The organism is Frateuria aurantia DSM 6220 (assembly GCF_000242255.2).
GTDB classification, from domain to species: domain Bacteria; phylum Pseudomonadota; class Gammaproteobacteria; order Xanthomonadales; family Rhodanobacteraceae; genus Frateuria; species Frateuria aurantia.
In genome coordinates this window covers 723,616-743,743 of sequence record NC_017033.1, presented here as the reverse complement: position 1 = coordinate 743,743, position 20,128 = coordinate 723,616, and the positions used below count along the sequence as shown (strand labels likewise).

The following is a 20,128-nucleotide window of genomic DNA, read 5'->3' as shown; positions in this document are numbered from 1 at the left end:
TACGGGGAACCCCTGCGGCAGACAGCCCGCCGCCAGGGGTCCAACGTCACTTTTTTTTGCTGCGCCGCCAATCGTTCAGCGACGCAGATTCGCCTTCTTCATCAGACTTTCGTACTGATGACTGACCAGATGGGCCTGAACCTGGGCGATGAAATCCATCACCACCAACACGACGATCAGCAACGAAGTGCCACCGAAGTAGAACGGAACATGCCACATATTCTGCATGAAGGTCGGCACCAGGCAGACCAGCACCAGATAAAGCGCACCCACACCGGTCAGACGCGTCATGACGCTGTCGATGTAATCGGCCGTGCCGCGACCCGGACGGATGCCCGGAATCAGTGCACCGGAGCGCTTGAGGTTGTCAGCCGTTTCCTGCGAGTTGAACACGATCGCGGTATAGAAGAACGCGAACGAGATCACCAGCACCGCAAATACCACGTCGTACAGCGGCTCGCCGGGGCTCAGCTGCTGGACCAGCTGCTGAAGCCATGCCGAGGGATGTTGGCTGTTGCCGAACCAGTTCAGCAGGGTCGCCGGAAACATCAGCAGACTCGAGGCGAAGATCGGCGGAATCACACCCGCCATGTTGATCTTCAGCGGCAGATGCGAGGTCTGGTTCATGTAGGCGCGCTGACCGCCGGAACGACGGGCATAATTGACCGTGATCCGCCGCTGGGCCCGCTCCATGAAGACCACGAAGGCCGTGACCGCCAGGATCAGCACCACCACCATGAACAGCTTAAGCACCGACAGCTCGTTGTTGCTGGCCATGGTCAGGGTGTGCGCCACGGCGGCGGGAAGGCCCGCAACGATACCGGCGAAGATCAGCATCGAGATGCCATTGCCGATACCACGCTCCGTGATCTGCTCGCCCAGCCACATCAGGAACATCGTGCCTGCCGTCAGCGCGACCACCGATCCCAGCACAAAGGCCAGACCCGGGGTGTAGACCACGCCGACACCGCTGCTCAGCGTCTGCTTTTCAAGCATGGTTGAGATGCCGAAGCCCTGGAAAATGGCCAGACCCACCGTACCGAAACGGGTGTACATGGTCATTTTCCGCTTGCCGGCCTCCCCATCCTTGCGCAGCTGCGCAAGGCTGGGAATCACCGCACCCATCATCTGCACGACGATGGAGGCAGAGATATACGGCACCACGCCAAGTGTGAAAATCGAATACCGGCCCAAGGAGCCGCCCGAGAACATGTTGAACATGTCCGCCAGGCCCTTGCCCTGCCCCTGTCCCAGGTTCGCGATGAAGTTCGCCATCGCGTCCGGGTTGACGCCCGGCACCGGGATATAGGAACCGAGCCGGTAGACGATCAACGCACCGATCAGGAAAAAGATCCGCTGACGCAGCTCGGTCAACTTGCCGAGTGCACCTAGCGATGTCCCTGGGGCTGCGGCCACGCGATTACTCCACGCTGCCGCCGGCCGCCTCGATGGCTGCCTTGGCGCCGGCCGTAGCCAGCACGCCCGACAGCTTCACGGCGCGACCGATTTCACCCTTGGAAACAACCTTCACCTTCTTGGCGCGGCTGTCGATCAGGCCGGCCTGATGCAGGACGACCACGTCGATGACGTCAGCCTTCAGGTTGGCCAGCTGGTACAGGAAGACTTCCTGACTCTGAGCCTTGGTCCGCGAACGGAAGCCGACCTTGGGCAGACGGCGCTGCAGCGGCATCTGACCGCCTTCGAAACCGAACTTGTGGGTACCGCCTGCGCGTGCATGCTGACCCTTGTGACCGCGACCGGCGGTCTTGCCCAGACCGGAACCGATGCCGCGACCGACCCGCAGACGGGACTTGCGCGCACCAGCGGCAGGTTTGATATCGTTAAGACGCATTTCGCTTACTCCTCAACCCGAACCAGGTAGTAAACCGTATTGATCAGACCGCGAACCTGCGGGCTGTCTTTCAGTTCACGCACGCTGTTGAGCTTGCTCAGACCCAGCGCTTTCACGCTCAGGCGATGACGGGACTGGACACCACGCAGGCCCTTGACCAGGCGAACGCGGACGGTCTTTTCAGTATTAGCCATGACCAACCACCTCTTCCACGGTCTTGCCACGCTTGGCGGCGATGCGCTTCGGCGAAGCCACAGCCTGCAGACCCTTGATCGTTGCACGAACCAGGTTGATCGGGTTGCGCGAACCGACAGCCTTGGCCAGCACGTTCTTGACACCCACCACTTCCAGCACGGCGCGCATGGCACCGCCGGCAATCACACCGGTACCTTCGGAAGCCGGCTGCATGTAGACGCGGGCAGCGCCGTGGTTGGCCTTGATGGCATACCACAGGGTGCCGTTGTTCAGCTCGATGTCGACCATGTTGCGACGGGCGCGATCCATGGCCTTGGAGATGGCGACCGGCACTTCGCGCGCCTTGCCATAGCCGAAACCCACGCGACCTTCGCCATCACCGACGACGGTCAGTGCGGTAAAGCTCATCTGGCGGCCACCCTTGACGGTCTTGGCCACGCGGTTGACGGCAATCAGCTTTTCCAGCAGGCCGTCCGAATTTTCGCGATCGGTTGAAGACATAATCTTTTCCGTTTTGCCCGGCGAACCGGGACTCATGTTGCGGCGTCGCCGCTTGGAGTTGTTGTATTGAAGCAGGCCAGGCCCGGTCGCAAGCGGCCAGACCTGAGATCGATCAGAACTTCAGGCCGCCTTCACGAGCAGCATCGGCCAGAGCCTTGATGCGACCGTGATAACGGAAACCCGAACGATCGAAAGCCACGCTTTCGATACCAGCGGCCAAGGCGCGCTCGGCAACAGCCTTGCCCACGGCGGCGGCGGCTTCCAGGTTCTTGGTACCCTTCAGGCCTTCGGCGATGGACTTCTGCACGGTCGAGGCGGCAGCCACGACGTTCTTGCCCGAAGCATCGAACACCTGGGCGTACAGATGCTGACCCGTGCGATGCACCGACAGGCGGGCGACAGCCAGCTTGCGGATGTGCGCGCGGGTCGACTTGGCGCGACGCAGGCGGGATTCGTTCTTGTTCATAGTCATAAGTCTCCAGAAAGCGGATCGGCGGAGTCGGCGTTCGCGCGGCGTCAGGAACCAGGCCTGCCACCGGCGCGAACCGCCCCACGTCCTTAGGCCTTCTTAGCTTCCTTCAGGATGATCTTCTCGCCGGCATAGCGCACGCCCTTGCCCTTGTAGGGCTCCGGCGGACGGAAGCTGCGAATCTTGGCGGCAACCTGGCCGACCGTCTGCTTGTCCGAACCCTTGATCAGGATCTCGGTCTGCGTCGGGGTTTCCAGGGTCACGCCTTCCGGAGCTTCGAACAGCACAGGATGGGAGAAGCCCAGGCTCAGATTGACGGCCTTGCCGGACATGGCAGCGCGATAACCGACGCCGACCAGCTCCAGCTTGCGCTCGAAACCTTCCGAGACACCCTTGACCATGTTGGCGATCAGCGCGCGGGCGGTGCCGCCGAACTTGGATTCAGCGCCTTCGGCCAGCACGATGGTGGCAACGCCGGCCTCGATCAACAGGCTGACGCCCGGCAGATTGTGGGTCGACAGGGTGGCCTTGGGGCCCTTCACCACGACGCCATTGGCATCAGCAGTGATCTCGACACCCTTGGGCAGGGTGATGGGTTGCTTGGCTACACGTGACATCGCGTCTCTCCTTAAGCCACTTGGCCGATGACTTCGCCACCCAGGCCGCGAGCGCGAGCCTGCGCGTCGGTCAGCAGACCGGCGGAGGTGGAGATGATGGAGATACCGAGACCGCCGAGCACTTTCGGCAGTTCATCCTTGCCGCGATAGACGCGGAGGCCGGAACGGCTGACACGGGCGATGGTTTCAATGGCCGGACGGCCTTCGAAATACTTCAAGGCGATCTCGAGCACCGGCTTGGCCTCGACGACCGAGGTGGAGGCATCGATGATGTAGCCTTCGTTCTTCAGAAGATTGGCGATTGCAACCTTCATCTTCGACGACGGCATACGGACAACCTTCTTGCCCGTCAGCTGGGCATTGCGGATGCGCGTAAACAGATCGGCGATGGGATCAGTCATGCTCATGGGAGAAATCCTTCAGAGTGCACCGATATCCGAGTAACCGGAAATCTAGTTGTATGTGTACCGCCAAAGGCGGCCTCTACTCAGGGTAGACGCAGGACTATACCAGACTTTGCGGCTAATGCGAATACCTGTGCGCATTGCATCAACTCGCCGGACCGCTGGGGGCCCGACGCAAAAAACCGGCCTGTTGCCAGGCCGGCTCGTACCCTCACACGAGGGCTTGTTACCAGCTGGCCTTGCGCAGACCCGGGACGTCGCCCCGCATCGTCGCTTCACGCAGCTTGTTGCGACCCAGGCCGAACTTCCGGTACACACCGCGGGGACGACCCGACAGTGCGCAACGGTTGCGCTGGCGCGAGGGGCTGGAATCACGGGGCAGCTTCTGCAGCTTGGCCTGTGCGTCCAGCTTTTCTTCGTAGCTGGCAGTCGGGCTGACGGCGATCGCCTTCAGCTCGGCACGCTTCACGGCGTACTTCTTCACCAGCTTGGTCCGCTTCAGATCGCGGTTAACCATCGATGTCTTGGCCATGTCTCTCTCGGTCTCAGTGGCGGAACGGGAAGCTGAAGGCTTCCAGCAGCGCCTTGGCTTCGTCGTCGGTCTTGGCAGTGGTGGTGATGGAAATATCCATACCGCGCATCGCGTCGACCTGGTCGAAATCGATTTCCGGGAAGATGATCTGTTCGCGGACACCGAAGTTGTAGTTGCCCCGGCCGTCGAAAGCCTTGGCCGATACGCCGCGGAAGTCGCGGGTACGCGGCAGGGAGATATTGATCAGACGATCAAGGAACTCCCACATCTGGGCACGGCGCAAGGTGACCTTGCAACCGATCGGCCAACCGTCACGGATCTTGAACGAGGCCACCGAAACACGAGCCTTGGTGGTCACCGGCTTCTGGCCGGCGATCTTGGCCATGTCGGCAACGGCGTTTTCAAGAATCTTCTTGTTGCCGGCCGCTTCGCCCACACCCATGTTCAGCGTGATCTTGGTGATGCGGGGAACCTGCATCACGTTCTGGTAGCCGAAGCGCTCAGTGAGCTTCGATACCACCTGGTCTTTGTAAAATTTCTCAAGGCGCGTCATGACTGTGATTCCTTACGCGTCCACGACCTCGCCGTTCGAACGGAACACGCGGACCTTTTTCCCATCTTCCAGGGTCTTGGTACCAACGCGCTCACCCTTGTTCGAGGCGGGGTTGAACAGCTGCACATTAGAGATATGGATCGAAGCTTCACGCTCGACGATGCCACCGGCGACGTTGGCCTGCGGGTTCGGCTTGGTGTGGCGCTTGACCAAGTTGACGTTGGAGACGACCACGCGATCGCCATCAACTTTCAGCACGTCACCGCGCTGGCCCTTGTTCTTGCCGGTGATCACGATCACCTGATCACCCTTGCGGATACGGTTCATAAAGGTTCTCCGCTCAGAGCACTTCGGGCGCGAGGGAGACGATCTTCATGAACTTCTCACCACGCAGCTCGCGAGTAACCGGCCCGAAGATACGGGTGCCGATCGGCTCGAGTTTGTTGTTAAGGAGCACGGCAGCGTTACCGTCGAAACGGATCAGCGAGCCATCGGGACGGCGCACACCCTTGGCGGTACGCACCACCACGGCATTGTACACCTCACCCTTCTTGACCTTGCCGCGAGGGATCGCATCTTTCACGGTCACCTTGATGACGTCGCCGATCGCCGCATAGCGACGGTGCGAGCCACCCAGGACCTTGATGCACATCAGTTCTTTCGCACCGCTGTTGTCCGCCGCGGAAAGCGTGCTTTGCATCTGGATCATGTATGCACTCTCCTACGGTTAGACGCTTGCGCGCGTGATGATTTCGACGACGCGATGATGCTTCGTCTTCGACAGGGGACGGCACTCGGCAATCCGGACCACATCACCTTCGTTCGCACCCAGTTCGTCCTGGGCATGAAGCTTGGTGGAGCGGCGGATGATCTTGCCCAGCAGCGCGTGCTGGACCTGACGCTCGACGAGAACGGTAACCGTCTTGTCCATCTTGTTGCTGACAACGCGCCCTTCGAGGGTGCGGATCGTGGTCTTCTTTTCGCTCATCTCAGCCGTCCTTACTTCTTGTCGCCCAGCGCATGCTTTGCGCGGGCGATATCGCGCCGAACACGGCGCAGTTGGTGCGGCTGGTTGAGCTGACCGGAACCCTTTTGCATGCGCAGATTGAACTGCTCCTTGCGCAGGTCCAGCAGGTGCTGCTTCAGCTCTTCGGCCGACTTCTGGAAAACATCGTTGCTGGCCATCACATCACCGCCCTGGTCACAAACTGTGTCTGCACCGACAGCTTGGCGGCAGCAAGGCGGAATGCCTCGCGTGCCGTCGTCTCGTCGACGCCCTCGATTTCATAGAGCATCCGACCCGGCTGGATCGGAGCCACCCAGAATTCGACACTGCCCTTGCCGGAGCCCATACGGACTTCGATAGGCTTCTTGGTGATCGGCTTGTCCGGGAACACACGGATCCAGAGCTTGCCGCCACGCTTGACGAAGCGGGTGATGCAACGACGCGCGGCTTCGATCTGACGAGCGGTCAGCTGGCCATGGGTCGTCGCCTTCAGACCGAACTCGCCAAAGCTGACGAGGTTCGAGCTGAACGCCAGGCCCTCATTGCGGCCCTTGAACTGCTTACGGAATTTGGTTCGCTTAGGTTGCAACATGGCAACTCTCCCTTACTTCGCCGCCCGCTCGCGACGGCCTTCACCGCCCTCGCGACGCCCATCACGACGACCTTCCCCGCCATCACGGCGCGAAGGAGCCTGCTCGTCCTTCGACTCCTGGCCAATCTGCGCCATGTCGAAGACTTCGCCCTTGTTGATCCAGACCTTGATGCCGATGATGCCGTAGGTCGTCTTCGCCTCGGCAAAACCGTAATCAATATCGGCACGCAGGGTGTGCAACGGCACACGACCTTCGCGGGCCCACTCGGAACGAGCGATTTCGGCACCGTTCAGACGGCCCGACACGTTGATCTTGATGCCCAGGGCACCCAGACGCATCGCGTTGCCGACCGAGCGCTTCATGGCGCGGCGGAACATGATGCGACGCTCCAGCTGCTGGGCGATCGACTCGGCCACCAGCTGCGCGTCCAGCTCCGGCTTGCGGACTTCGGAGACGTTGATGTGCGCCGGAACGCCCATCATGTCGCTGACTTCCTTGCGCAGCTTCTCGATGTCCTCACCCTTCTTGCCGATCACCACGCCCGGACGGGCGGTGTGAATGGTCACGCGGGCGGTCTTGGCCGGACGTTCGATCTGGATCTTGGAGATGCCGGCCTGTGCCAGCTTCTTGCGAAGCATGTCACGGACCTTCAGATCAGCCGCCAGGTACTGGGCGTATTCGCCCTTGTTGGCATACCACTTCGAATTCCAGTCCTTGGCGATGCCGAGGCGGATGCCGGTGGGATGAACTTTATGACCCATCGTCTATATCCTCTTAGTCGCCAACAACAACGGTGATGTGGCTGGTGCGCTTCAGGATGCGGGAACCGCGGCCCTTGGCACGTGCAAACATGCGCTTCATGGTCGGACCTTCGTCGACGAAGATCTTGGCGACCTTCAGTTCGTCGACGTCGGCGCCCAAGTTGTTTTCGGCGTTGGCGACAGCCGACAACAGGACCTTGCGGACCATATGGGCGGCTTTCTTGTTGGTAAAGGCGAGCACATCGCTGGCCCGGCCCACGGGAAGACCGCGGACCAGATCGGCCACCAGGCGTGCCTTCTGCGCCGAAATGCGGGCGCTGCGCAGGATCGCTTTGGCTTCAGTGCTCATCACTTGCCCTTCTTGTCAGCCACATGGCCCTTGAAGGTACGGGTCACCGCGAACTCGCCGAGCTTGTGCCCGACCATGTTCTCGTTGACCAGCACCGGCACATGCTGACGACCGTTGTGGATGGCAATGGTCAGACCGACCATTTCCGGGAGGATCATCGAACGACGCGACCAGGTCTTGATCGGACGCTTGTTGTTGGAGGAAACCGCAGCTTCCACCTTCTTGATCAGATGCAGGTCAACAAACGGACCTTTCTTCAGAGAACGGGGCATGACGGCTTCCTCACTTGCGACGACGCACGATGAACTGCTGCGTGCGCTTGTTGTTGCGGGTCTTGTAACCCTTGGTCGGCGTACCCCACGGGCTGACCGGATGACGGCCACCAGAGGTACGTCCCTCACCACCGCCGTGCGGATGGTCAACCGGGTTCATCGCCACACCGCGGACGGTCGGACGAATACCCTGCCAACGCTTGGCGCCGGCCTTGCCCAGCTTCTTCAGGCTGTGTTCGCTGTTGCCCACTTCACCGATGGTGGCGTGGCAATCGGTCGGAACCCGACGCATTTCACCGGAACGCAGACGCAGGGTGGCATAACCACCGTCGCGAGCGACCAGCTGCACCGAGGCACCGGCACTGCGCGCGATCTGGGCACCCTTGCCGGGGCGCATCTCGATGCAGTGGATGGTGGAACCGACCGGGATGCTGCGCAGCGGCAGGTTGTTGCCAACCTTGATCGCGGCGTCGCGGCCCGAAACCAGGGTGTCACCGACTTCAACGCCCTTGGGGGCGATGATGTAGCGACGCTCACCGTCGGCATAGCACAGCAGTGCGATGTGGGCGGTGCGGTTCGGATCATACTCCAGACGCTCGACCTTGGCCGGAATGCCAGCCTTGTCGCGCTTGAAGTCGATGATGCGGTAGGCCTGCTTGTGACCACCGCCGCGATGACGGGTGGTGATGCGACCGAAGTGGTTGCGACCGCCGGTGCGCGACTGCGACTCGGTGAGCGGCGCGTACGGCGCTCCCTTGTGCAGACCGGGCGTCTTGACGCTGACGGAGTCACGGCGTCCGGCAGAGGTCGGCTTGTGTGTAATTAGTGCCATCTCTTAGAACTCCTGACTCAGGGCGCCGTGCCGACGTCGATGGTCTGACCATCAGCCAACCGGACATACGCCTTGCGCTTGCCCTGACGGGCACCGCTACGGAAACGGAAGGATTTGGCCTTGCCCTTGGTGTTCACCAGGTTGACCTTTTCCACCTTCACGTCAAACATCTGCTCAACCGCAGCCTTCACATCGGCACTGGTTGCCGTCGGAGCGACGACGAACACGTACTGATTGTGAGCTGCCAGGCGAGCCGCCTTTTCGGAAATGTGCGGCGCGCGCAGCGTATCCAGAATGCGTTCGTTGCTCATGCCAGCCACTCCTCGATCTTCTTGAGTGCTTCGACCGTCAGGACCACATGGTCCGAACCCACCAGGCTGACCGGATTCAGCGCCAGCACGTCGACGACATGCAGGTACGGAATATTGCGGGCGGCCAGGTACAGCGCTTCGTTGGCATCTTCCGACACCAGCAGCACGCGACCGGACACTTCCAGCTCGGCCATCTTGGCGATCATCGCCTTGGTCTTGGGCTGCTCGATACCGAAGCCTTCGACCACCTTCAGGCGGTTCTGACGATTCAGCTCAGCCAGGATCGAACGCAGCGCGACACGATAGGCCTTGCGATTGACTTTCTGTTCGAAGCTGCGGGGCTTGGCCGCGAAGGTCACACCACCGCCGACAAAGATCGGCGCACGGTAGTCACCGTGACGGGCACCGCCGCCCTTCTGCTTCTTGAACTTCTTGGTCGTGCCCGACATTTCGCCGCGAGACAGCTGGGCCTTGGTACCGGCGCGACCAGCATTGCGATATGCGGTAACGACCTGGTGAATCAGGGCCTGCTTGAATTCGGTGCCGAACACTTCTTCGGACACGGTGACCGGCTTGGCGCCAATAACATTGAGTTCCATGGCGTCTCTCCTCAACCCTTGGTGGTCGGACGGATCACGACGTCACCACCGGTAGCACCCGGCACTGCGCCCTTGACCGCGATCAGATGACGCTCGGCGTCGACCTTGACCACTTCCAGACCCTGCTGCGTACGCTTGACCGCACCCATGTGGCCAGCCATCTTCTTGCCAGGGAACACGCGACCCGGCGTCTGGCGCTGACCGATGGAGCCCGGCGAGCGGTGCGACAGCGAGTTACCGTGGGTGGCATCACCCATGGTGAAGTTGTGGCGCTTGATGGTGCCCTGAAAGCCCTTGCCCTTGCTGACACCGGCCACATCGACGATCTGACCGACCGTGAACAGCTCGTCAGCCTTGATTTCGGCGCCGACTTCGTACTTGCCCAGGTCATCCGCGGCAACGCGGAATTCCCACAGGCCACGACCCGGCTCAACCTTGGCTTTGGCGTAATGACCCTTCAGCGGAGCCGTCAGCAGACTGGCGCGCTTGACGCCCGCCGCGACCTGCACCGCGCTGTAGCCATCGTTATCTTCCGTCTTCAGCTGGGTCACACGATTCGGGGTGGCTTCAATCAGCGTCACCGGAATCGAACGACCATCTTCAGTGAAGAGTCGGCTCATGCCGCACTTGCGGCCAACTAGTCCGATACTCATCTTCGTATCCTATTTATCGCTCAACCAAGCTTGATCTGGACATCCACGCCTGCGGCGAGATCCAGCTTCATGAGCGCGTCCACGGTTTTGTCATTGGGATCGACGATGTCGAGCACGCGCTTGTGAGTGCGGGTCTCGTACTGATCGCGAGCGTCTTTGTCGACGTGCGGCGACACCAGGATGGTGTAGCGCTCGATCTTGGTCGGCAGCGGAATGGGGCCGAGAACCGTGGCGCCAGTGCGCTTGGCCGTCTCGACGATCTCGCTGGCCGAGCGATCAATCAGTCGATGATCAAACGCCTTGAGCCGAATGCGAATTTTTTGGTTCGCCATAAAACCGTGTCCTATTGTCGAAAGAACGAAACTATGCAACGAAACGGCCTCTCACCGTCCCGGACATACCCTTTTCATGCAGCAACACCGCTCTTTTTCGGAACGGTGAACCCGGCATTTTACACGAAACCACGACGAAGTGAAGGGGCAAAAATGAACCAAACCCCGGTCCCCACAGCTTTTTTTTCAGCTTCGGGACTGGCCGCCGCCGAACCGGGCAGTCACGCATGAAGACGTGCCGGCGGACCTGAGCATGACCGACCCCGGAGCGAGGACGGCCAGCGCGATATCACATCATAGCCCCGCCGCCAGCGCGTCAATCTTATCAAGATGTCAGCCTCCGCTGCCAGTTGAAGTTTTGAGAATCAGTCACTTGCCTTTGTGTGGTCTGTCCGGCACACACAGGGCAGACCGCCGGCCACGGCCGCGAAGTACGTCGCCACGCGTTCAGCTGCGTGCATGGCGTTCAGCCGCCAACAAGATCTTGCGCGGACCCACCCTCAAAATGATAATGATACGCATTACTCAGACAGTGATCTGTCCGGCGCCGTCACCTTCCTGCTTGATGATGCTTGATGAACCCACCCGCCCGCTCGTCCCTGTGGCTGAGCCTGTCTCTGGCTGCCTCCACCCTTCATCCATGCCTGGCCGCCTCGCTGCCCGGCAGCACCCCTGAGGATATGCCCGCCAGGACACGGGACGACAGTCCCGACGGAGGCTCGCGCCGTCATGCGCACCGACTTCAGTCCGTCCAGGTCAGCGCCGACAGCGACCGATTCGGGGGCGATGGCCATGCCCAGGTCAACAAGTCCGAGCTGCCACTGAACAAGACGCCTTTCACGGTCACAGTGATCCCCCGCGCCATACTCGACAGCCAGCAAGCCTTGAGCCTTGCAGACGCGCTGCACAATGTTCCCGGCGTGGTTGCGGGCAACTACGGTCGGCGCGGCTGGGATGACCTGATCATCCGCGGACAGACGGCTTCCGACTCGCTCTATCTGGACGGACTGCGGACCACGGCTTCCAATCGGCTCGCCCAGCAGATTTTCGGCCTGGACCAGATCGAGGTCCTTCAGGGTCCCGCGTCACTGCTGTACGGCATGGTGCTGCCTGGAGGGCTGGTCAATATGGTCAGCAAGCGACCGCAGACCGAGCAGTTCCTGAACCTGGACACCACTATCGGCAATTATGGCCTGCGCCAGGGCACACTCGATGCCAACCTGCCCTTGTCGGCCAATGGCAAGGCGGCACTGCGGATCAATGCCCTTGCGATGCATTCGGATGACCAGACTCGATACGTCTGGTCGCGCAATCGCTGGATCGCCCCCTCCCTGTCCCTGGATCTGGGCGATGCCACCGACTTCACCCTGCTTGCCAGTTATCAGGACCGCAGCTATATCCGCCAGCAAGGCCTGCCGCTGAGCGGCTCGGTCCATGTCAATCCACTGGGCCAACTGCCCCGCGACCTGTTTACCGGCGAACCGGATCAACGCCCGTATCACGGGATTCAGCATCGTATCGGCTACCAGTTGACGCAACGCTTCGGCAGCGGCTGGATACTGCATCACAACCTGCGCTACGAGGACTTCAGCCTGGACGGCCAGCTGGTCGCCAATGGTGCCGTAGCCGCCGACCATGCCACCGAAAAGCGGACCGCCCAGCAGCAGCATTGGGACGGCAGCACGATATCGGAAGACACCAACCTCCAGCGTGAATTCGATACCGGGCCTTTTCATCATGAACTCACCACCGGCAGCGACTATCTTCGCTCGGTCGAGCGCGCGCGCTCCTACACCTGCACGATCGCCAGCCTGAACCTGTATGCACCGGTCTATGCAGGAGGCGTCAGCTGCCCGGGAAGCCCCAGGACCTCGACCACCACCACTATCCGCGATACCGGCGCCTACCTACGTGACACCATCCAATGGGACGAGCAGTGGCTGCTGCTGGCAGGCGTTCGCCGCGACAGCGCCAGCAACGACTCCATCAACCGGCTCACGGCCGCGGATATCCACACCCTCAGCCATGCCACCACAGGCTCGACAGCCCTGATGTACGAAGGCTGGACGCTCGCCCATCCCTACCTCAGCTTCGCCACTTCGTTCTACCCGAACAGCGGCACCGATGCCGACGGCAGTCCCTTCGCACCCGAGCATGGCCGGCAATGGGAGGCCGGCGTCAAGTTCAGCCTGCAGCAGGGCACCACTGTCAACCTGGCGATCTACGACCTGCGCAGGAACAATGTGCTGGAGACCGATCCGGTCAATGACGGCTACAGCATCGCCGTCGGCGAAGAACGCTCCCGAGGCGCGGAGATCGGCTTCACCACCGATTTCCGCAACGGCCTCAGTCTCACCGGCGGCTATGCCTACACCCAGGCCATCATTGCCGATGACGGCGGCCAGATCCCCTCCACCGATGGCCAGCGCATCAACAATGTACCTCGTCACAGCGCCACCCTGTTCGCCCGCTATCTGCTGCCGGGCAACTGGAGCCGCTGGCAGATCAACGGCGGCCTGCGCGGCCAGAGCAAGCAATACACCTATGGCTATTATCTGGCGGGCTATTTCGTCGCCGATGCAGGCATCGCCTATGAGGCCGCGCACTGGCGTGCCGCCTTCAATATCCGCAACCTCCTCAACCAGCATTACTTTGCCGGCGGACTGAAGGCCGCTGTCGCCACGGGCGATGATCGCAACGCGATGTTCACCTTCGGCCTTCGCCTGTAGTCGAGAGCCCGGACTATACTGCCACCGCCCCCTCCCGGGCGTCGGCCGTCACTGGAGTCCAGATGCCACGCACCGAAGCCAGCACCTATACCGGCCCGCGCCTGATTCAGGCCCCCATGGTCGGTGCCACCGACCCATCGTTCGTCATCAGCGCCTGTCAGGCCGGCCTGCTGGGCTCGCTGGGCGGTGGCGCCAGTCCGCCACGGCGGCTGCAGCAGGACATCCGCACGATCCGCAGCGGCACCAACAGCCTGTTCAATATCAATCTGTTCGTCATCGACGAGCGCATCGGCCAGACCCCGCCGCCGGAAGAACTGGCCGCCCTGGATGCCTGGTATGCCCGACTGGGCCTCAGTCTGGATCTGCCGGCCAGCTACGCGCCGTCCTTCGAGGCCCAGTTTCAGGTCCTGCTGGATGAAGCGCCGCCCATCGCCAGCTTCACCTTCGGACTGCTGGCACCCGAGCAGGTCCAGGCCCTGCAGGGACGCGGCAGCCAGATCATCGGCACCGCCACCAGCCCAGACGAGGCGCTGGCCTGGCAGGCGGTCGGTGCCGACTTCATCTGTCTGCAAGGCCTCGAGGCCGGCGGCCATCGCGGGCCGTTTCTAAGTGACGCGCCGGGACAGCCCCTGGCCGAACTATTCGCCGCCTGCCGCGAACTGATCGCCCACCCACTGATCGTCGCCGGCGGCTTGATGGACGGCAGGGCGGCGGCCGACTACCTCATCGCCGGTGCGGCTGCGGCCCAGCTGGGCTCGGCCTTCCTGTGCTGCCCCGAAGCGCCCACGGTACCCGCCCATAAGCAGGCCCTGCTGGAAGCCCGCGAAGCGGCCCAGCAGCAGACCGTGCTGATCCGCAGCTTCTCGGGCCGGCAGGCCCGCGGCCTGCCCAATGCCTACACCCGGCACTTCGAAACGCTGCCTGTCTCGCCCTACCCCATCCGCAATGCCCTGACCCAGCCACTGCGTCGCTGGGCGGCGCAGCACGGCGATCGCGAGAACCTGTCGCTATGGGTCGGCCAGGGCCATCGAGCCATCCGCGAGCTGCCCATCGCGGAGCTGGCCGCCCAACTGCTGGCCGAGCTGGAAAAAGCACTGCGTCTCCCGGCCAGCCACAGCTGATCCAACAGGGGCCATGGCCCTTGGCGCTGAGGCCCAGTCACCCGGCCTTGTCTCTCTGGCTTACAGTCGGGATCGGCGCGAAGTCGCTGCGTTCCGGACGCCGCCGGCTTGCAACCATTGCGCGGCCCAGGTGGCGGTCCGGCTACAGGCATACGCACCGACAAGGACATGACCGTTTTGTGCTCGAGGCCTACCCGCCTACTAGAGTATGGCAACGACGCTGGCATCAGGACGGATCAGCTGGATCGACTACTCCAGGAATCCCGGTCGGCACTGAGGTCTCCGCGGCATCGACGGCGGAATCCACATGTCGACAAGACCGGCCTGCCTTGCTGGCACAAACCGCCCGCGCGCCAGCTATCGAGTTATCCATGCCCTTGGGCGCCAACCACCCAACCGATGCAAGCCCGGCTGCGGCAGCTTCCTGAAGATGCCGTCCAGGGGAAGCCGGGGGCACATGATCGGCAGCCGCTCCATTACAGCACGAGGCGCCGCACTCCTCATGGCACCCGTAGATTCCTCCAGATAGCTGCGACTAGCCCTCAACCCATCTCGCCGCAAACATGGCACTCACCATTATTGGACATCCAATCCACACCAAGCATGATACGACCATAGCCGTATAGATGTCTCTAGATCAAGCCCCGTAACATAAGGCTGTTGAATCAACCCCTTCGAACGGAGATCAATTCATGCGCGAACTGAGCCAGTGGGAAATACAGGCGGTGGCTGGTGGCGGCAACTCCAACTACGGAACGATAGGAGGCGCATTGACGGGTGCCATCGTAGGAGCTGGCGCCGGGGCAGCCATTGGAACCGGGGTGGGCGGACCTGTCGGAACGGTCGTTGGCGGCGCCTTGGGTCTTGGTATAGGCGCCTTCGGCGGAATGCTTGCCGGACATGAGGCGGCGCGCTGACACGGGCCAGCCACCGGCAACCCGTCAGGCGACGGCATCCGTCTGACGGCATCTTCCCGGATCCGCCGGCAGCCGAAGCTTACTATCTTCCATGATCATCATATGAGGACATGACCATGATGGAATTGGACAGCACACAAGTTGACCAGATTCAGGGCGGCGCATCCGCTACAGCCATCATCGGCGCCGTTATAGGGGGTGCCCTCACTGGTGGAGCCATCGGGTCCACCGTCGGCGCTGCCATTGGCGGCCCCATTGGCGCAGGCTTCGGCGGGGCTTTCGGCGTGATTGCAGGAGGCGCTGGCGCAAGCTTTACCGCCGCGGCCCACATCCATCCTGCCACGCTGGCCGTTCGGGAGGCCGCATGGGCCTCCTGACCATGCTGGTCTTGATGAATCTCGGGTTTACCCTGGCCAGCGGCATCTTGGTCGCGCGGCTGTTCTGGGATATCAGCCGCAACCACGGGGACACTGTGAGATATCCCACGCGCCGCCTTCCGGCGGAACCCTCAGTGACGCACGGTGAAAGCAATCACAAAGATGGCCAAACGGAAAGACCGTCATCACCCCCATGACCCATGCAGCTGCGGACTGGGCAGCCGACGCGCAGGATAAAAAAAGGCGGAAGCTTTCGCTTCCGCCCTTTCAGTCACTCGGCAATCACTGGGGATTACTTGATAACCTTGGCCACCACGCCGGCGCCGACGGTACGACCGCCTTCGCGGATCGCGAAGCGCAGGCCTTCGTCCATGGCGATCGGATGGATCAGGCTCACCACCATCTTGATGTTGTCGCCCGGCATCACCATTTCCACGCCTTCCGGCAGTTCCACGGCACCGGTCACGTCGGTGGTACGGAAGTAGAACTGCGGACGGTAGCCCTTGAAGAACGGGGTGTGACGACCACCTTCATCCTTCGACAGCACATAGACTTCGGCTTCGAAATCGGTGTGCGGGGTGATCGAACCCGGCTTGGCCAGCACCTGGCCACGCTCGACGTCGTCACGCTTGGTGCCGCGCAGCAGCAGACCCACGTTGTCACCCGCCTGACCCTGATCCAGCAGCTTGCGGAACATTTCCACGCCGGTCACGGTCGTCTTGGTGGTCGGACGGATGCCGACGATTTCGATTTCCTCACCGACCTTGATGATGCCGCGCTCGACGCGACCGGTCACCACGGTGCCACGACCGGAGATGGAGAACACGTCTTCCACCGGCATCAGGAACGACTTGTCGATGTCGCGCTCGGGTTCCGGAATGTAGGTGTCCAGCGCATCGACCAGCTTGATGATGGCCGGCACGCCGATATCCGACTGGTCGCCTTCCAGCGCCTTCAGAGCCGAACCCTGGATGATCGGGGTATCGTCACCCGGGAAGTCGTACTTCGACAGCAGTTCGCGGACTTCCATTTCGACCAGCTCGATCAGCTCGGCGTCGTCGACCATGTCGGCCTTGTTCAGGAACACCACGATGTACGGCACGCCGACCTGACGCGACAGCAGGATGTGCTCGCGGGTCTGCGGCATCGGGCCGTCAGCGGCCGAGCACACCAGGATCGCGCCGTCCATCTGGGCGGCACCGGTGATCATGTTCTTCACATAGTCAGCGTGGCCGGGGCAGTCGACGTGGGCGTAGTGACGGGTCGGGGATTCGTATTCGACGTGAGCGGTCGAAATCGTGATGCCACGAGCCTTTTCTTCCGGCGCCGCATCGATCGCGTCATACGCCTTGAACTCGCCACCGAAGCGCTCGGCACCGATCTTGGTCAGTGCGGCGGTCAGCGTCGTCTTGCCATGATCCACGTGGCCGATGGTGCCCACGTTCACGTGCGGCTTGGTCCGCTCGAATTTACCCTTTGCCATGATTTGAAAACCTCAAAAGTACAGAAAAACAATCCAATTCGTGTCATCCGACGGGCCAGCCCGTCAGCCATCAAGCCACTTTCATGACCTGCTCGGCAATGGTGCCGGGCGTATCAGCATAGTGATCGAACGCCATGGTGAAGGTTGCCCTCCCCTGGGTTTGCGAACGCAGGCTGGTGGCATAACCAAACATTTCGCCCAACGGTACACACGCCGTGATCAACTTACCAGATGGGGTGTCATCAGCCCCTTGCAAGAGGCCGCGACGCCGACTGAGCTCGCCCATCACGTCACCCATGTACTCTTCCGGAGTCGCCACCCCAACCTGCATGATCGGTTCCAGCAACACCGGCTGCGCCTTGCCGAAGCCATCCCGGAAGGCCGTCGCACCGGCAATCCGAAAGGCCATTTCCGACGAATCCACCGCATGGTAGGACCCGTCGACCAGGCGGACCTTCATGTCCACCACCGGATAACCGGCCAGCGGACCATGCAGCATCGCTTCCTGGATGCCCTTGTCGATGGCGACACCGAATTCCTTGGGCATCGTACCGCCGACAATGGCGTTTTCAAAACTGTAGCCGCTGCCTGCCGGTGCCGGCTCCAACTCCAGCACCACATGCGCATATTGCCCCATGCCTCCTACCTGGCGACTGAAGCGGCATTCCTGGCGGACCGCTGCGCAAATCGCCTCACGGTAAGCCACCTGGGGCCGGCCGACATTGATCTCCACCTGATACTCGCGGCGCAGGCGCTCGACGATGATATCCAGGTGCAGCTCGCCCATACCCGACACCACGGTCTGCCCGCTTTCGGCATCGACCCGGATCCGGAACGAGGGATCCTCGGCGGCCAACTGCGCCAGCGCCGGCCCCAGCCGGAACTGGTCGGCCTCGGTACGCGGCTCCACCGATACCGCGATCACCGGCTCCGGGAACATGATCCGCTCCAGACTGAGCACATCGCGATACGAGCACAGCGTATCGCCGGTGACGACATCCTTCAGACCGACCGCTGCGGCAATATCGCCGGCACGGACGTCTTTCAGCTCTTCGCGCTCGTTGGCATGCATCTGCACCAGGCGCCCGATCCGCTCCTTGTGGCCCTGACCGGGGTTGTAGATCTGATCGCCGCTGGCCAGCGTCCCCGAATAGACACGGAAGAAAGTCAGCGTCCCCGCCTCCGGGTCCTGCATGATCTTGAAGGCCAACGCCGAGAAAGGGGCCTCGTCGGTCGGCTCGCGCCGCACTTCACGCCCCTGCTCGTCCAGCCCGCAGATCGCAGGGCGCTCGGCCGGCGACGGCAGCAAGGCCACCACGCCATCGAGCAGCGCCTGCACACCCTTGTTCCGAAAGGCCGAGCCACAGAACACGGGCACGATCTGGTTGGCAATGGTGGCCTGCCGCAAGGCCTGCATGATCTCTTCGGATGACAATTCACCATCCTCGAGATATTTGTCCATCAAGGCCTCGGAAGTCTCCGCGACCGCCTCGACCATTCGCTCGCGGGCCTGCTCAGCCTCGGCTGTCAGGTTTGCGGGAATGTCGCGGTATTCGAACTGCATGCCCTGACTGTCGCCATCCCAGTAGATGGCCTGCATGCGGACAAGATCGACAACGCCTTCGAACTCGTCCTCGGCGCCGATCGGCAATTGCATCGGCACCGGCATGGCATCGAGCCGCACCCGCAACTGGGCTACGACCTGCTCGAAATCGGCACCGACCCGGTCCATCTTGTTGATGAACGCCAGCCGGGGCACGCGATATTTGTTGGCTTGTCGCCAGACGGCTTCCGACTGCGGCTGCACCCCACTGACGGCGCACAGCACAAACACCGCCCCATCCAATACTCTCAGGGAACGCTCGACTTCGATGGTGAAGTCGACATGCCCTGGCGTATCGATAATGTTGAGGCGGTGTTGTGCCAGCGAACGGTCCATACCCTGCCAGAAGCAGGTCGTGGCCGCCGATGTGATGGTAATGCCCCGTTCCTGCTCCTGCTCCATCCAGTCCATGGCCGCCGTGCCGTCATGCACTTCGCCCAGTTTCCGGTTGACGCCGGTATAGAACAGTATCCGCTCGGTCGTCGTGGTCTTCCCGGCATCGATATGCGCCATGATGCCGAAATTGCGATAACGCTCGATCGGAGTGGTGCGTGCCACGGGAAGGCCCTCGACTTGACGCGAGCGGAGATATTACCAGCGGTAGTGCGAGAACGCCTTGTTGGCTTCGGCCATACGGTGGGTTTCTTCGCGCTTCTTGATCGCGCCACCACGGTTTTCCGAAGCTTCCAGCAGCTCTGCAGCCAGCTTGCGCGGCATCGAGGTCTCGCCGCGCTTGCGGGCGGAATCGATGGCCCAACGCATGGCCAGCGCCATGCGACGACCCGGACGCACTTCGACGGGCACCTGATAGGTGGCACCACCGACGCGACGCGACTTGACTTCGACGGCCGGGGCGATGTTGCCCAGGGCCTTTTCGACCAGCTGGACCGGCTCGGCGTTCTTCTCGCCCAGATGGGCCAGCGCGCCGTAGACGATGCTCTCGGCCACCGACTTCTTGCCGCTCTTCATCACCATATTGATGAAACGGGCAATCAGCTGGGAACCGTGCTTGGGATCCGGCAGAACCTGACGGGCGGGATGTGAACCTTTACGCGACATGTCTCGTG

At 62.0% G+C, this 20,128-nt stretch carries 27 protein-coding genes and 1 pseudogene; 3 read left to right on the top strand and 25 right to left on the bottom strand.

Annotated elements, in window-relative coordinates:
* Positions 1 to 75: 75 nt before the first annotated feature.
* The 22 genes and pseudogenes from secY to rpsJ all read right to left on the bottom strand — a co-directional run bounded on the left by secY (position 76) and on the right by rpsJ (position 10,831).
* Complete coding sequence (secY, locus tag FRAAU_RS03345) at positions 76 to 1,416, bottom strand: preprotein translocase subunit SecY (RefSeq protein ID WP_014402157.1); 1,341 nt, start codon at positions 1,414 to 1,416, stop codon at positions 76 to 78.
* 4 nt (positions 1,417 to 1,420) lie between these two features.
* On the bottom strand, positions 1,421 to 1,852 hold the full coding sequence (gene rplO / locus FRAAU_RS03340; protein WP_014402156.1) for a 50S ribosomal protein L15: 432 nt from the start codon (positions 1,850 to 1,852) through the stop codon (positions 1,421 to 1,423).
* Positions 1,853 to 1,857: 5 nt separating this feature from the next.
* Positions 1,858 to 2,046 (bottom strand): 50S ribosomal protein L30, encoded by a 189-nt coding sequence (rpmD, locus tag FRAAU_RS03335; RefSeq protein WP_014402155.1) that lies wholly within the window; start codon positions 2,044 to 2,046, stop codon positions 1,858 to 1,860.
* Positions 2,039 to 2,540, bottom strand: a pseudogene (gene rpsE, locus FRAAU_RS03330) (30S ribosomal protein S5); the annotation flags it as partial. The pseudogene rpsE and the gene rpmD, both read right to left, overlap by 8 nt.
* Before the next feature lie 120 nt (positions 2,541 to 2,660).
* Complete coding sequence (gene rplR, locus FRAAU_RS03325) at positions 2,661 to 3,020, bottom strand: 50S ribosomal protein L18 (RefSeq protein ID WP_174269755.1); 360 nt, start codon at positions 3,018 to 3,020, stop codon at positions 2,661 to 2,663.
* A gap of 86 nt (positions 3,021 to 3,106) precedes the next feature.
* Positions 3,107 to 3,634, bottom strand: a complete 528-nt coding sequence (rplF, locus tag FRAAU_RS03320) for a 50S ribosomal protein L6 (RefSeq protein WP_014402152.1) — start codon at positions 3,632 to 3,634, stop codon at positions 3,107 to 3,109.
* Between the two features lie 11 nt (positions 3,635 to 3,645).
* Positions 3,646 to 4,041: a 30S ribosomal protein S8 gene (rpsH, locus tag FRAAU_RS03315; protein ID WP_014402151.1), complete on the bottom strand. Its 396-nt coding sequence runs from the start codon at positions 4,039 to 4,041 to the stop codon at positions 3,646 to 3,648.
* A gap of 223 nt (positions 4,042 to 4,264) precedes the next feature.
* Positions 4,265 to 4,570: a 30S ribosomal protein S14 gene (rpsN, locus tag FRAAU_RS03310; protein WP_014402150.1), complete on the bottom strand. Its 306-nt coding sequence runs from the start codon at positions 4,568 to 4,570 to the stop codon at positions 4,265 to 4,267.
* A 13-nt stretch (positions 4,571 to 4,583) separates the two neighbouring features.
* A complete protein-coding gene (gene rplE / locus FRAAU_RS03305; RefSeq protein ID WP_014402149.1) occupies positions 4,584 to 5,123 on the bottom strand; it encodes a 50S ribosomal protein L5 in 540 nt (179 codons plus the stop codon).
* Between the two features lie 12 nt (positions 5,124 to 5,135).
* Positions 5,136 to 5,450, bottom strand: coding sequence for a 50S ribosomal protein L24 (rplX, locus tag FRAAU_RS03300; protein WP_014402148.1), 315 nt, complete (start codon positions 5,448 to 5,450; stop codon positions 5,136 to 5,138).
* 13 nt (positions 5,451 to 5,463) lie between these two features.
* Positions 5,464 to 5,832, bottom strand: coding sequence for a 50S ribosomal protein L14 (gene rplN, locus FRAAU_RS03295; protein ID WP_014402147.1), 369 nt, complete (start codon positions 5,830 to 5,832; stop codon positions 5,464 to 5,466).
* A gap of 18 nt (positions 5,833 to 5,850) precedes the next feature.
* The gene (gene rpsQ, locus FRAAU_RS03290) at positions 5,851 to 6,111 is read right to left on the bottom strand and encodes a 30S ribosomal protein S17 (RefSeq protein ID WP_014402146.1); all 261 of its coding nucleotides are present in this window, start codon (positions 6,109 to 6,111) and stop codon (positions 5,851 to 5,853) included.
* Positions 6,112 to 6,122: 11 nt separating this feature from the next.
* The gene (gene rpmC / locus FRAAU_RS03285) at positions 6,123 to 6,308 is read right to left on the bottom strand and encodes a 50S ribosomal protein L29 (RefSeq protein ID WP_014402145.1); all 186 of its coding nucleotides are present in this window, start codon (positions 6,306 to 6,308) and stop codon (positions 6,123 to 6,125) included.
* Positions 6,308 to 6,721 (bottom strand): 50S ribosomal protein L16, encoded by a 414-nt coding sequence (gene rplP / locus FRAAU_RS03280; protein WP_014402144.1) that lies wholly within the window; start codon positions 6,719 to 6,721, stop codon positions 6,308 to 6,310. The genes rpmC and rplP overlap by 1 nt, the downstream gene beginning before the upstream one ends.
* A gap of 12 nt (positions 6,722 to 6,733) precedes the next feature.
* On the bottom strand, positions 6,734 to 7,483 hold the full coding sequence (gene rpsC, locus FRAAU_RS03275; RefSeq protein ID WP_014402143.1) for a 30S ribosomal protein S3: 750 nt from the start codon (positions 7,481 to 7,483) through the stop codon (positions 6,734 to 6,736).
* A gap of 13 nt (positions 7,484 to 7,496) precedes the next feature.
* Positions 7,497 to 7,832 (bottom strand): 50S ribosomal protein L22, encoded by a 336-nt coding sequence (gene rplV, locus FRAAU_RS03270; protein WP_014402142.1) that lies wholly within the window; start codon positions 7,830 to 7,832, stop codon positions 7,497 to 7,499.
* Entirely contained in the window at positions 7,832 to 8,104 is a 273-nt protein-coding gene (rpsS, locus tag FRAAU_RS03265; RefSeq protein WP_014402141.1) for a 30S ribosomal protein S19, read from the bottom strand. Before rpsS ends, rplV begins: the two co-directional genes overlap by 1 nt.
* A 10-nt stretch (positions 8,105 to 8,114) precedes the next feature.
* Positions 8,115 to 8,936 carry a 50S ribosomal protein L2 gene (rplB, locus tag FRAAU_RS03260; RefSeq protein WP_014402140.1) on the bottom strand — a complete coding sequence of 274 codons (822 nt, stop codon included), beginning with the start codon at positions 8,934 to 8,936 and terminating at the stop codon, positions 8,115 to 8,117.
* Positions 8,937 to 8,953: 17 nt separating this feature from the next.
* Positions 8,954 to 9,247: a 50S ribosomal protein L23 gene (gene rplW, locus FRAAU_RS03255; protein ID WP_014402139.1), complete on the bottom strand. Its 294-nt coding sequence runs from the start codon at positions 9,245 to 9,247 to the stop codon at positions 8,954 to 8,956.
* Complete coding sequence (gene rplD / locus FRAAU_RS03250) at positions 9,244 to 9,846, bottom strand: 50S ribosomal protein L4 (protein WP_014402138.1); 603 nt, start codon at positions 9,844 to 9,846, stop codon at positions 9,244 to 9,246. Before rplD ends, rplW begins: the two co-directional genes overlap by 4 nt.
* Positions 9,847 to 9,857: 11 nt before the next feature.
* Positions 9,858 to 10,499 (bottom strand): 50S ribosomal protein L3, encoded by a 642-nt coding sequence (gene rplC / locus FRAAU_RS03245; protein WP_014402137.1) that lies wholly within the window; start codon positions 10,497 to 10,499, stop codon positions 9,858 to 9,860.
* 20 nt (positions 10,500 to 10,519) lie between these two features.
* Entirely contained in the window at positions 10,520 to 10,831 is a 312-nt protein-coding gene (gene rpsJ / locus FRAAU_RS03240) for a 30S ribosomal protein S10 (protein WP_014402136.1), read from the bottom strand.
* 575 nt (positions 10,832 to 11,406) lie between these two features.
* Here rpsJ and FRAAU_RS03235 point away from each other — a divergent pair.
* The 3 genes from FRAAU_RS03235 to FRAAU_RS03220 all read left to right on the top strand — a co-directional run bounded on the left by FRAAU_RS03235 (position 11,407) and on the right by FRAAU_RS03220 (position 15,975).
* The gene (locus FRAAU_RS03235) at positions 11,407 to 13,560 is read left to right on the top strand and encodes a TonB-dependent receptor (protein WP_014402135.1); all 2,154 of its coding nucleotides are present in this window, start codon (positions 11,407 to 11,409) and stop codon (positions 13,558 to 13,560) included.
* A gap of 62 nt (positions 13,561 to 13,622) precedes the next feature.
* A complete protein-coding gene (locus FRAAU_RS03230) occupies positions 13,623 to 14,681 on the top strand; it encodes an NAD(P)H-dependent flavin oxidoreductase (RefSeq protein ID WP_014402134.1) in 1,059 nt (352 codons plus the stop codon).
* A gap of 1,033 nt (positions 14,682 to 15,714) precedes the next feature.
* Complete coding sequence (locus FRAAU_RS03220; RefSeq protein ID WP_014402132.1) at positions 15,715 to 15,975, top strand: Blp family class II bacteriocin; 261 nt, start codon at positions 15,715 to 15,717, stop codon at positions 15,973 to 15,975.
* A 292-nt stretch (positions 15,976 to 16,267) separates the two neighbouring features.
* Here the strand turns inward: FRAAU_RS03220 and tuf are convergent, their stop codons facing one another.
* The 3 genes from tuf to rpsG all read right to left on the bottom strand — a co-directional run bounded on the left by tuf (position 16,268) and on the right by rpsG (position 20,120).
* Positions 16,268 to 17,458, bottom strand: a complete 1,191-nt coding sequence (gene tuf, locus FRAAU_RS03215; RefSeq protein WP_014402130.1) for an elongation factor Tu — start codon at positions 17,456 to 17,458, stop codon at positions 16,268 to 16,270.
* Between the two features lie 70 nt (positions 17,459 to 17,528).
* Entirely contained in the window at positions 17,529 to 19,619 is a 2,091-nt protein-coding gene (gene fusA / locus FRAAU_RS03210; RefSeq protein WP_014402129.1) for an elongation factor G, read from the bottom strand.
* A 33-nt stretch (positions 19,620 to 19,652) separates the two neighbouring features.
* Positions 19,653 to 20,120, bottom strand: coding sequence for a 30S ribosomal protein S7 (rpsG, locus tag FRAAU_RS03205; protein WP_014402128.1), 468 nt, complete (start codon positions 20,118 to 20,120; stop codon positions 19,653 to 19,655).
* Positions 20,121 to 20,128 lie beyond the last annotated feature (8 nt).

Excerpts from the sequence above, each read along its gene's own strand:
- rplO (WP_014402156.1), bottom strand. The coding sequence starts at position 1,852 with ATGCGTCTTAACGATATCAAACCTGCCGCTGGTGCGCGCAAGTCCCGT.
- rpmD (WP_014402155.1), bottom strand. The coding sequence starts at position 2,046 with ATGGCTAATACTGAAAAGACCGTCCGCGTTCGCCTGGTCAAGGGCCTG.
- rplR (WP_174269755.1), bottom strand. The coding sequence starts at position 3,020 with ATGACTATGAACAAGAACGAATCCCGCCTGCGTCGCGCCAAGTCGACC.
- rplF (WP_014402152.1), bottom strand. The coding sequence starts at position 3,634 with ATGTCACGTGTAGCCAAGCAACCCATCACCCTGCCCAAGGGTGTCGAG.
- rpsH (WP_014402151.1), bottom strand. The coding sequence starts at position 4,041 with ATGAGCATGACTGATCCCATCGCCGATCTGTTTACGCGCATCCGCAAT.
- rpsN (WP_014402150.1), bottom strand. The coding sequence starts at position 4,570 with ATGGCCAAGACATCGATGGTTAACCGCGATCTGAAGCGGACCAAGCTG.
- rplE (WP_014402149.1), bottom strand. The coding sequence starts at position 5,123 with ATGACGCGCCTTGAGAAATTTTACAAAGACCAGGTGGTATCGAAGCTC.
- rplX (WP_014402148.1), bottom strand. The coding sequence starts at position 5,450 with ATGAACCGTATCCGCAAGGGTGATCAGGTGATCGTGATCACCGGCAAG.
- rplN (WP_014402147.1), bottom strand. The coding sequence starts at position 5,832 with ATGATCCAGATGCAAAGCACGCTTTCCGCGGCGGACAACAGCGGTGCG.
- rpsQ (WP_014402146.1), bottom strand. The coding sequence starts at position 6,111 with ATGAGCGAAAAGAAGACCACGATCCGCACCCTCGAAGGGCGCGTTGTC.
- rpmC (WP_014402145.1), bottom strand. The coding sequence starts at position 6,308 with ATGGCCAGCAACGATGTTTTCCAGAAGTCGGCCGAAGAGCTGAAGCAG.
- rplP (WP_014402144.1), bottom strand. The coding sequence starts at position 6,721 with ATGTTGCAACCTAAGCGAACCAAATTCCGTAAGCAGTTCAAGGGCCGC.
- rpsC (WP_014402143.1), bottom strand. The coding sequence starts at position 7,483 with ATGGGTCATAAAGTTCATCCCACCGGCATCCGCCTCGGCATCGCCAAG.
- rplV (WP_014402142.1), bottom strand. The coding sequence starts at position 7,832 with ATGAGCACTGAAGCCAAAGCGATCCTGCGCAGCGCCCGCATTTCGGCG.
- rpsS (WP_014402141.1), bottom strand. The coding sequence starts at position 8,104 with ATGCCCCGTTCTCTGAAGAAAGGTCCGTTTGTTGACCTGCATCTGATC.
- rplB (WP_014402140.1), bottom strand. The coding sequence starts at position 8,936 with ATGGCACTAATTACACACAAGCCGACCTCTGCCGGACGCCGTGACTCC.
- rplW (WP_014402139.1), bottom strand. The coding sequence starts at position 9,247 with ATGAGCAACGAACGCATTCTGGATACGCTGCGCGCGCCGCACATTTCC.
- rplD (WP_014402138.1), bottom strand. The coding sequence starts at position 9,846 with ATGGAACTCAATGTTATTGGCGCCAAGCCGGTCACCGTGTCCGAAGAA.
- rplC (WP_014402137.1), bottom strand. The coding sequence starts at position 10,499 with ATGAGTATCGGACTAGTTGGCCGCAAGTGCGGCATGAGCCGACTCTTC.
- rpsJ (WP_014402136.1), bottom strand. The coding sequence starts at position 10,831 with ATGGCGAACCAAAAAATTCGCATTCGGCTCAAGGCGTTTGATCATCGA.
- FRAAU_RS03235 (WP_014402135.1), top strand. The coding sequence starts at position 11,407 with ATGAACCCACCCGCCCGCTCGTCCCTGTGGCTGAGCCTGTCTCTGGCT.
- FRAAU_RS03230 (WP_014402134.1), top strand. The coding sequence starts at position 13,623 with ATGCCACGCACCGAAGCCAGCACCTATACCGGCCCGCGCCTGATTCAG.
- FRAAU_RS03220 (WP_014402132.1), top strand. The coding sequence starts at position 15,715 with ATGATGGAATTGGACAGCACACAAGTTGACCAGATTCAGGGCGGCGCA.
- tuf (WP_014402130.1), bottom strand. The coding sequence starts at position 17,458 with ATGGCAAAGGGTAAATTCGAGCGGACCAAGCCGCACGTGAACGTGGGC.
- rpsG (WP_014402128.1), bottom strand. The coding sequence starts at position 20,120 with ATGTCGCGTAAAGGTTCACATCCCGCCCGTCAGGTTCTGCCGGATCCC.